Below are 9205 nucleotides of genomic sequence, written 5' to 3'. Positions count from 1 at the left end.
CACCGCCACGCCCAGGATCAGCGTCAGGTGCGAAACCATGTCCAGCCATGGGCGGCGTTCAATCACGGGCGCCTCCGGAAAAAGGGAAAATCGATCGGCATCAGTAGTTCACCTTGCGATCGACGTAGCGGAACTGCAGGGCCGTCAGGCCGATCACGATCAGCATCAGGATGACCGACTGGGCGGCCGATGAGCCCAGGTCCAGGCCCTTGAAGCCGGCGTTGTAGACCTTGTAGACCAGGATGTCGGTGGCGTGTCCCGGCCCGCCCTGTGTGACGACGTCGATCACCGCGAAGGTGTCGAAGAACGCATAGATGAAATTGATCACCAGCAGGAAGAAGGTCGTGGGCGAGAGCAGTGGAAAGACGATGGTAAGAAAGCGCCGGACGGGACCGGCGCCGTCGATGGCGGCGGCTTCGATCAGCGAGCGGGGAATGGATTGCAGGCCCGCCAGGAAGAACAGGAAATTGTAGGACACCTGTTTCCAGATCGACGCGAACACGACCAGCGCCATGGCGTCCTGGCCGTCCAGCCGTGGGTTCCAGTCCAATCCCAGCTGCGCCAGGTAGACCGCCAGGATGCCGACCGATGGCGAAAACAGGAACAGCCACAGCACCCCGGCGACCGCTGCTGCGACCGCGTAAGGCCAGATCAGCAGCGTTTTGTAGATCCCCGCGCCGCGCACCACGCGGTCGGCCATCACGGCCAGCAGCAGCGAGATCGCCAGCCCGCCGCAGGCCACCAGCGCCGAAAACCAGAGTGTGGTGCGAAACGAGCCCAGGTAGTCGGCACTGGTGAACAGATCCGCAAAGTTGTCCAGACCGGCGAACTGCGAAGACAGGCCAAAGGGGTCTTCCAGGCGGAAGGACTGCCACATGGCCTGGCCCGCAGGCCAGAAGAAGAACACCAGCGTGATGGCCAGCTGCGGCGCCAGCAGCAGCCAGGGCAGACTGCGGTGGCGAAAGACGACGCGTTTTTCCATCGACCTACTGGACGCTTTTCTGGAAGCGTTCGAGCAGGGCGTTGCCCTCGGAGTTCATCTTTTTCAGGCCGGCGTCGGGTTGGGTCTGCCCGGCGAAGATCTGTTCCATGGTGCTGTCTTCGATATCGCGGATCTGGGGCAGGTAGCCCAAGCGGATGCCGCGCGAATTGGCGGTGGTGTGGGCGTCAAGCTGCTTGACCGCGATTTCCGTGCCGGGGTTCTTGTCATAGAAACCGGATTCCTTGGTGGCCTGATAGCCTGCCTTGGTGACGGGCACGTAGCCGGTGCCCTGATGCCAGGCGGCGGCCTGTTCGGGGCTGGCCAGGAATTTGAAGAACTTGATCACACCCTGGTAGGTGGCATCGGACTTGCCGGAAAACACCCACAGTGACGCGCCGCCGATGATGGAGTTCTGCGGCGCGCCCTGCGCATCGGGATAGTAGGGCAGGGTGCTGGTGCCAAAGGCGAAGCCGCCAGTCTTGATGATGGAAGCGCGCATGCCGCTGGAACCGGTGTACATGCCGCATTTGCCCGAGGTGAACAGGGCGTTGCCCGCATCACCGCGCCCGCCATAGGTGAAGGTGCCGGCCTTGGCCATGTCGGCCAGGAAGCCCAGGTGTTTCTTGAACAGCGGGCTGTCGAGCTGCAAGCGGGCATCCAGGCCGCCGAAGCCGTTGTCCTTGGACGCGTAGGGCACGTTGTGCCAGGCGGCGAAGTTTTCCAGCAGGACCCAGGACGGCCAGGCCGAGGAATAGCCGCATTCCATGCCGGCGGCGCGCAGTTTCTGGGCAGCCTCGGCGACTTCGGGCCAGGTCCTGGGCGGTTGGTCGGGATCCAGGCCGGCTTGCTTGAAAGCGTCCTTGTTGTAGTACAGCACGGGCGTGGAGCTGTTGAAGGGCATGGACACCAGCTTGCCGTCGGGCGAAGAATAATAGCCGGCCACGGCACCCAGGAAATCAGACGGATCGATGGGGTCGCCGACGGATTCGGACAGCGCCTGGACGGGCTTGATGGCGCCCTTGGCGTACATCATGGTGGCGGTGCCGACCTCGAAGACCTGCAGGATGTCGGGCGCATTGCCGGCACGGAAAGCGGCGATCCCGGCGTTCATGGATTCGCCGTAATTGCCCTTGTAGACGGCATGCACGACGTAGTCGGACTGGCTGGCGTTGAAGTCCTGGGCGATTTTGGCGACGCGTTCACCCAGGGGGCCTTCCATGGAATGCCAGAAGGTGATGTCGGTGGCGGCCTGGGCCGTGCCCGCGCTGGCCAGCAGGGCGGTCAGGACGGTCAGACGGAACGAGGGAAAAGCCATGGTGGTCTCCTGTGATGGGTGCCCCCCGGTCCTGCCCGAGGGGCGGCGGGGGGATTGTAGGAACTCATTGTGATCAGCTTGTGACAGCTTTGGCAATCCCTGATTTCCTTGCTTTTCTTTTCGTTTCCTGTCCGTTTTCTTTCTGCTGCGCACGGCGGGGGTTTCTATCCGGTCTCGCTTGTCCTTACAATGCCTGGTCATGGAAACCGAATTCTCTCTCGCGCTCATCGGCGGCGGCAATATGGCCAATGCCCTGGCCAGCGGCCTGATTGGCCGGCGCTGCGCAGCCGGCAACGTCCATGTCATCGATCCCGACGCGGGTACGCGCGGCCGCTGGGATGCGCTGGGCACCACCACGGCGGCGGCCCCCGGCGCGCGCCTGTCCGAATGCAGTGTCTGGTTTTTCGCCGTCAAGCCCCAGGTCATGGCCCAGGTCGTGCGCCAATGCCAGCCCTGGTTGCGTCCCGATACGCTGGTGATCAGCATTGCCGCCGGTATCCCCGGGGCGGCGATCGCGCGCTGGCTGGGTACGGATGGCCGGCCTTACGATCGGATCGTGCGCTGCATGCCCAATACGCCTGCGCTGATCGCCAGCGGCATGACGGGCATGACGGCCCTGCCGGGCGTGGACGAATCCGACCGCGCCCTGGCCGAAACCCTGCTGCGTGCTGTCGGCGAGATCATCTGGGTGGATGGCGACGCCGCCATCGACGCGGTCACGGCGGTGTCCGGCAGCGGCCCGGCCTATGTGTTTCTGTTCCTGGAATCCCTGATTGCGGCTGGCATCGAACAAGGGCTGACGCCGGACCAGGCGCGCCAGCTGGCGCTGGGCACTTTTCATGGCGCCACGCAGTTGGCGGCCCTGTCGCCGGATTCGCCCGCAGTCCTGCGCGAACGGGTCACGTCCAAGGGCGGCACCACCGCAGCGGCCCTGGCGGTCTTCCAGGACCGGGACCTGCCCGGCATCATGCGCCAGGCAGTCGCTGCCGCCGCCCAGCGTGCAGGTGAACTGGCACGCGAATTTTCGGCCTGATCCGGTTTCCGACCCGGATCGCCGGGCGGCGCGCGCCGTCACGTTCCGTCATAAGGGATTAACCGTAGTGACACTATCAGGGTGAAGCCGTCAGAATACGCCTGCCGCTCAGGGCGGAAGCAAAACCAAGGCTTTTGGCGCCCCTGGCTTCAACCCCGACCGGGTTGTTGAAAACGCCAACGGCGCCTCTACCGGAGACAATCGGATGAAGTTCAAATTGCGCATCACCCCCTGCGTCCTTGCATTCGGAGCACTGACTCTGGCTGCCGGCGCCCAGGCCGAAACCCTCAAGATCGGCATTCCCCAGCCAATGACCGGCCCCAACACCCAGTATGGCGATCAGATCCAGGCGGGTGCGCTGACGGCCATCGACGCCATGAACGAAGCCGGCGGCATCAAAGGCATGAAGATCGAGCCGCTGCTGATCGACGACGGCTGCGAGCCCAAGCAGGCCGTGCCGGCGGCCAATCGGGTGGTCAATTCGGGTGCCAAGTTCGCGGTGGCCCATGCCTGCTCGGGGACCACGGTCCCGGCGGTCAATGTCTATGAACAGGAAGGCATCGTTGCCATTACCCCGGGTGCTACGTCCCCACTGGTCACCGACACGATCAAGCCGCATTTCTTTTTCCGCACCATCGGCCGCGACGACCAACAGGGGCCTTTTGCTGCCGACTACATTGCCAAGCAGCTCAAACCCAAGAAAGTCGCCATCCTGCACGACAAGCAGACCTACGGCAACGGGGTGGCCACCCAGGTCCAGAAATCCCTGGAAAAAGACGGCGTGAACATCGCCATGTTCGAAGGCATCAACGTCGGCGACAGCGATTATTCTGCCGTGATCTCGAAACTGAAGGCCCTGGATCCCGATCTGATCTATTTCGGCGGCTACCACCCCGAACTGGGCCTGTTGCTGCGCCAGGCGCGTGAACAGGGCCTGGAAACCCAGTTCATGGGTCCCGAAGGCGTGGCCAACAAGGACCTGGCCGCCATCGCCGGCCCGGCCGTGGACAAGCTGCTGGTGACGCTGCCTGCGGACTTCACCAAGCGCGAGGGCAACGAGCAGATTCTCGAACAGTTCAAGAAATACCAGCGCAGCCCCGATGGCGCGTTCACCATGACTGCCTATGCGGCGATGCAGGTGCTGGCCGACAGCATCAATGCCGTCGGCACGGACCCGGCCAAGGTCGCCGACTACATGCATGGCCACAGCTTTGATACCGCCATCGGCAAGGTCGATTATGATGCGAAGGGCGACCTCAAGCACTTCGAGTTCGCGGTCTTCCGCTGGGATGCCGACGGCAACCTGACACAGATCCAGCCCTGACGGGCCAGGACGGCCCCGGCAAAACCGGGGCCGCTGCGGTTCTTCCGGGCGCGGGCCGCCCGGCCATCTTTTTGTCTTATTCCCCCCCCCGACATTATGTCCGACCTGCTTCCTCTATTGACGCAACAGCTGTTCAACGGCTTGTCGCTGGGCGCCATCTATGCCCTGATCGCCATTGGCTACACCATGGTCTACGGCATCATCGGCATGATCAACTTCGCGCACGGCGAAATCTACATGATTGGCGCCTATGTGGGGCTGGTCACGCTGTCGGCCATTGGCGTCAACAGCGGTCTGCCGCTGCCCCTGATGGTCCTGATCATGCTGATCATGGCCGTGCTGGTGACCGCAGTCTACGGTTTTGCTGTCGAAAAAATCGCCTACGCGCCGCTGCGCGACAGCCCGCGTCTGGTGCCGTTGATTTCCGCCATCGGCATGTCGATCTTCCTGCAGAACTGGGTGGCCACGGGGCAGGGCGCGCGCGACATGGCCGTGCCGGCACTGATCGGTGGTTCGTTCAATTTCACCATCGGAGCCAGCGATTTTAGCGTGACGACGCCGTATTCCCGGATCCTGATCATCGTAGTCACGGTGCTGATGATGATCGGCCTGACCCTGTTCATCAAATATTCCCGCACCGGCCAGGCATCGCGAGCCTGTTCCCAGGATCTGCGCATGGCCAATCTGCTGGGCATCGACACCAGCCGGATCATTTCTTTCACCTTCATGATCGGTGCCATGCTGGCAGCGGTCGGGGGGGTGCTGATCGCCCTGGCGATCGGCAAGCTCAATCCTTTCATCGGCTTCATCGCCGGCATCAAGGCGTTCACCGCCGCCGTGCTGGGCGGCATCGGCAGCATTCCCGGCGCCATGCTGGGCGGCGTGCTGCTGGGTCTGGCCGAGACCTTTGCTGCTGCTTTCATCTCCTCGCAGTACAAGGACATCGTCGCCTTTTTGCTGCTGGTCTTCATCCTGCTGTTCCGTCCTACGGGGCTGTTGGGCAAACCCGAGGTGGAAAAAGTCTAAATGAACCAGAATCTCAAGAACGCAGCAATCGCCTCGCTGCTGGCGGGGGTGATCATTGCGCCCGTGTATGGTCTGCAGATCCTGCGCCGGGGCCAGGAAACCTATCTGCAACCCGACTGGAAGATGATCCTGGGCGGCATGTTGGCCGTCTTCGTGGTCCAGCTTGTGAACGCCTGGCTGCGCCAGCGGCGGGCCGGCAAGGTTGCCGCGCCATCGCGATGGCGCATGCCGACCATTACGGACTCGTTCCGCCACCGGGCGATCGTGGTGCTGGTGCTGTTCGCGCTGGCCTGGCCATTTTTCACGGGGCGAGCCCAGGTGGATATCGCCACGTTGGTGCTGATTTACGTCATGCTCGGCCTGGGCCTGAACATCGTGGTGGGCTTTGCCGGCCTGCTGGACCTGGGGTTTGTCGGGTTCTACGCCACGGGGGCCTACACCTATGCGCTGCTGTATCACTGGGCCGGCTGGGGTTTCTGGCAGGCACTGCCGCTTGCCGGGCTGGTGTCGGCTTTCTTCGGTTTCATCCTGGGCTTTCCGGTGCTGCGGCTGCGCGGCGATTATCTGGCCATCGTGACACTGGGCTTTGGTGAAATCATTCGTCTGCTGCTCATCAACCTGACCGGCATCACGGGCGGCCCGGACGGCATTTCCGGCATTCCCAAGCCGTCGTTCTTCGGCTACCAGATGGTGCGTCGCTCGACGGACGGCACGCCGACTTTCCATGAATTGATGGGCTGGACCTTTGACAGCCAGGACGTGGTCATCTACCTGTACCTGATGGCCCTGGTGCTGGTGCTGTTCACCCTGTATTTCACCAGCCGCCTGATCCGCATGCCGATCGGTCGCGCCTGGGAAGCCCTGCGCGAGGACGAGATCGCCTGCCGGTCCCTGGGCCTGAATCCGCGCAACATCAAGCTGTCGGCGTTCACCATGGGCGCCATGTTCGCCGGCTTCGGCGGCGCATTCTTTGCCGCGCGCCAGGGCCTGGTCAATCCGGAATCCTTCACCTTCATCGAATCGGCGCTGATCCTGGCCATCGTCGTGCTGGGCGGCATGGGGTCCCAGCTGGGGGTCATTCTGGCCGCCGTGCTGCTGACCGTCGTGCCCGAGATCGCCCGTGAATTCGCCGAATACCGCATGCTGATTTTCGGCCTGGTCATGGTCGTCATGATGGTCTGGCGCCCGCAAGGCCTGTTGCCGGTGAAACGTCCGCAAGTGGAATTGGAATCATGAGTGAAACATTGCTGAAGGTCAGCGGACTGACCATGCGGTTCGGCGGTCTGCTGGCTGTCGATCAGGTCGAATTCGATGTGCGCCGCGACGAGGTCTTTGCCATCATCGGCCCCAATGGCGCAGGCAAGACCACGGTCTTCAATTGCGTGGGCGGTTTCTACAAACCCACCACGGGCGACATTCTGATGGACGGCAAGACCATCACCGGCCTGCCCAGCCACAAGGTCGCACGCCATGGGCTGGTGCGCACATTCCAGAACGTGCGCCTGTTCAAGAACCTGACCGTGCTCGAAAACCTGATGGTGGCGCAGCACACGCTGATGGAAACCGGCCTGCTGCCCGGTCTGTTCAAACTGCGCTCGTTCCGGCAGTCCGAAGCCGAGGCCAAGAAGCGCGCGGTTCAATGGCTGGATTTCATGGACATCCGCGAATACGCCAACCGCGAGGCCGGCAATCTGGCCTATGGGCACCAGCGGCGCCTGGAAATCGCGCGTTGCATGATCACCCAGCCGCGCCTGCTGATGCTCGACGAGCCGGCAGCGGGCCTGAATCCCCAGGAAAAGCGCGATCTGCAGCAGCTGATCGATCAGTTGCGCCGCGAATTCGGCGTGGCCGTGCTGCTGATCGAGCACGACATGAGTCTGGTGATGGGCGTATCCGATCGCATCCTGGTCATGGAACACGGCAAACCCATCACCACCGGCCTGCCCGACGAAGTCCGCGCGGATCCCCGCGTCATCAAAGCCTATCTGGGGGAATGACCGTGCTCAAACTTGAAAATGTCAGCACGTTCTATGGGGCCATCCAGGCCCTGAACGAGGTATCCGTCGAGGTCAACCAGGGGGAAATCGTCACCCTGATCGGCGCCAACGGCGCCGGCAAGACCACGCTGCTCATGTCGGTCTGCGGCAATCCGCGTGCCCGTTCGGGCAGGATCACTTTCCTGGATCAGGACATCACCCAGGAACCCACGCACGTCATCATGCAGCGGGGGATCGCCATCTCGCCCGAGGGGCGGCGCGTGTTCCCCGACCTGACGGTGACGGAAAACCTGAACATGGGGGCGTTTTTCCTGAACCGTGCCCAGACCGAGGAAGGCATGGCGCATGTCTTCGATCTGTTCCCACGCCTGCGTGAACGCGCCAATCAGCGCGCTGGCACCATGTCCGGCGGCGAACAGCAGATGCTGGCCATTGGCCGGGCGCTGATGACACGCCCCAAGCTGCTGCTGCTGGATGAACCGACCCTGGGCCTGGCGCCGCTGATCATCGCGCAGATCTTCGACATCATCCGCACCATCCGTGACGAGGGCGTGACGGTGTTTCTGGTCGAACAGAACGCCAACAAGGCGCTGCAGGTGGCCGATCGGGGCTATGTCCTGGAAACCGGCAAGGTCGTGCTGGCCGACACCGGCGCCAACCTGCTCAGCAACGACGAAGTCCGCAAGGCGTATCTCGGCGCCTGAGATCCGCAGCGACAGCAGGCCGCCCGGCACACGGCCCTGCCAGCAGGCCGGGGCCGTGTGCCGGGCGCAGTCTGCATCAGGCCAATCCCTGCGCCGACAGCGCCGCCTGGACGCCGCTGTCGGCCCGCAGGCGGGCCTGGAATTTCCGCAGTTCGTCCAGACCGTCCAGCGGGATCTTTTTGACATCTGCCCACAGCAGCAGCACGAACAGGTAGGCGTCGGCCACCGAACGCTTGCCTGTCAGCCAGTCGCGCCCGCGCAGGCGATCGTTGACGATGGCGAACAGACTGCGCAGTTTTTCGGCCGCCTGGCCTGCCACTACCTTGGCCAGGGCTTCGTCGCCCCGAGCGTAATAGGCTGGGGAAAAGACCAGGGCAAAAGTCTTGTGCAGATCGGAATTGCACAGCCCCAGCCAGCGGTGGGTCTCGGCGCGTTCGCGAGGCGTGTCGCCCAGCAAGCCGGCGTCGGGGTTCTGTTCCGCCAGGTAGTTCAGGATGGCGGCACTCTGGGTCAGCACGAAATCGCCATCCACCAGGGTTGGAACCGCGCCCGTCGGGTTGAGCGCCAGGTAATCGGCCTCTTTGGTCTGTTCCCGTGTCAGACGGACGGTTTCGTAGGGCTTGCCGATCCATTCGAGCACGATGTGGCTGACCAGGGGGCAAGCGCCGGGGAAATAATAGAGTTTCATAGGATTCCCAGAGAGAGAAAGAGGGCGACCTGTGTTATACCACTGCGCGAGATTATTGAGGATTGCAATATTTCCCGAGCGCACTGACCCGGTGCGCGACAAGCCCCGCCGTTCAGGGCGGGAAAGGATAGCGCGG

At 63.1% G+C, this 9205-nt stretch carries 9 protein-coding genes; 6 read left to right on the top strand and 3 right to left on the bottom strand.

Going from position 1 to position 9205, the window contains the following annotated elements:
• Window positions 1-100: 100 nt before the first annotated feature.
• Complete coding sequence (gene ugpA / locus RBR29_RS08250; RefSeq protein WP_320348528.1) at window positions 101-982, bottom strand: sn-glycerol-3-phosphate ABC transporter permease UgpA; 882 nt, start codon at window positions 980-982, stop codon at window positions 101-103.
• Between the two features lie 4 nt (window positions 983-986).
• On the bottom strand, window positions 987-2297 hold the full coding sequence (gene ugpB / locus RBR29_RS08245) for a sn-glycerol-3-phosphate ABC transporter substrate-binding protein UgpB (protein WP_320348527.1): 1311 nt from the start codon (window positions 2295-2297) through the stop codon (window positions 987-989).
• Between the two features lie 199 nt (window positions 2298-2496).
• On the opposite strand from ugpB, the gene proC reads away from it, so the two are divergent.
• The 6 genes from proC to RBR29_RS08215 all read left to right on the top strand — a co-directional run bounded on the left by proC (window position 2497) and on the right by RBR29_RS08215 (window position 8381).
• Window positions 2497-3330 carry a pyrroline-5-carboxylate reductase gene (proC, locus tag RBR29_RS08240; protein WP_320348526.1) on the top strand — a complete coding sequence of 278 codons (834 nt, stop codon included), beginning with the start codon at window positions 2497-2499 and terminating at the stop codon, window positions 3328-3330.
• Window positions 3331-3535: 205 nt separating this feature from the next.
• Entirely contained in the window at window positions 3536-4654 is a 1119-nt protein-coding gene (locus tag RBR29_RS08235; protein ID WP_320348525.1) for a high-affinity branched-chain amino acid ABC transporter substrate-binding protein, read from the top strand.
• Between the two features lie 96 nt (window positions 4655-4750).
• A complete protein-coding gene (gene livH / locus RBR29_RS08230; protein WP_320348524.1) occupies window positions 4751-5680 on the top strand; it encodes a high-affinity branched-chain amino acid ABC transporter permease LivH in 930 nt (309 codons plus the stop codon).
• Window positions 5681-6916 carry a high-affinity branched-chain amino acid ABC transporter permease LivM gene (locus RBR29_RS08225; RefSeq protein WP_320348523.1) on the top strand — a complete coding sequence of 412 codons (1236 nt, stop codon included), beginning with the start codon at window positions 5681-5683 and terminating at the stop codon, window positions 6914-6916. It begins immediately after the preceding gene.
• Window positions 6913-7677: a high-affinity branched-chain amino acid ABC transporter ATP-binding protein LivG gene (livG, locus tag RBR29_RS08220; RefSeq protein WP_320348522.1), complete on the top strand. Its 765-nt coding sequence runs from the start codon at window positions 6913-6915 to the stop codon at window positions 7675-7677. Before RBR29_RS08225 ends, livG begins: the two co-directional genes overlap by 4 nt.
• Window positions 7678-7679: 2 nt before the next feature.
• Window positions 7680-8381, top strand: coding sequence for an ABC transporter ATP-binding protein (locus RBR29_RS08215; protein WP_320348520.1), 702 nt, complete (start codon window positions 7680-7682; stop codon window positions 8379-8381).
• A 76-nt stretch (window positions 8382-8457) separates the two neighbouring features.
• On the opposite strand, the gene RBR29_RS08210 is transcribed toward RBR29_RS08215, so the two are convergent.
• Complete coding sequence (locus RBR29_RS08210) at window positions 8458-9069, bottom strand: glutathione S-transferase N-terminal domain-containing protein (RefSeq protein WP_320348518.1); 612 nt, start codon at window positions 9067-9069, stop codon at window positions 8458-8460.
• Window positions 9070-9205: the final 136 nt, after the last annotated feature.

The organism is Castellaniella sp., from assembly GCF_034007085.1.
Classification (GTDB): Bacteria; Pseudomonadota; Gammaproteobacteria; order Burkholderiales; family Burkholderiaceae_B; genus Castellaniella.
This window is presented reverse-complemented; position numbering and strand designations above follow the sequence as displayed.

Coding starts and splice junctions, on each gene's coding strand:
- ugpA (WP_320348528.1), bottom strand. CDS start 982: ATGGAAAAACGCGTCGTCTTTCGCCACCGCAGTCTGCCCTGGCTGCTG.
- livH (WP_320348524.1), top strand. CDS start 4,751: ATGTCCGACCTGCTTCCTCTATTGACGCAACAGCTGTTCAACGGCTTG.
- ugpB (WP_320348527.1), bottom strand. CDS start 2,297: ATGGCTTTTCCCTCGTTCCGTCTGACCGTCCTGACCGCCCTGCTGGCC.
- proC (WP_320348526.1), top strand. CDS start 2,497: ATGGAAACCGAATTCTCTCTCGCGCTCATCGGCGGCGGCAATATGGCC.
- livG (WP_320348522.1), top strand. CDS start 6,913: ATGAGTGAAACATTGCTGAAGGTCAGCGGACTGACCATGCGGTTCGGC.
- RBR29_RS08235 (WP_320348525.1), top strand. CDS start 3,536: ATGAAGTTCAAATTGCGCATCACCCCCTGCGTCCTTGCATTCGGAGCA.
- RBR29_RS08210 (WP_320348518.1), bottom strand. CDS start 9,069: ATGAAACTCTATTATTTCCCCGGCGCTTGCCCCCTGGTCAGCCACATC.
- RBR29_RS08225 (WP_320348523.1), top strand. CDS start 5,681: ATGAACCAGAATCTCAAGAACGCAGCAATCGCCTCGCTGCTGGCGGGG.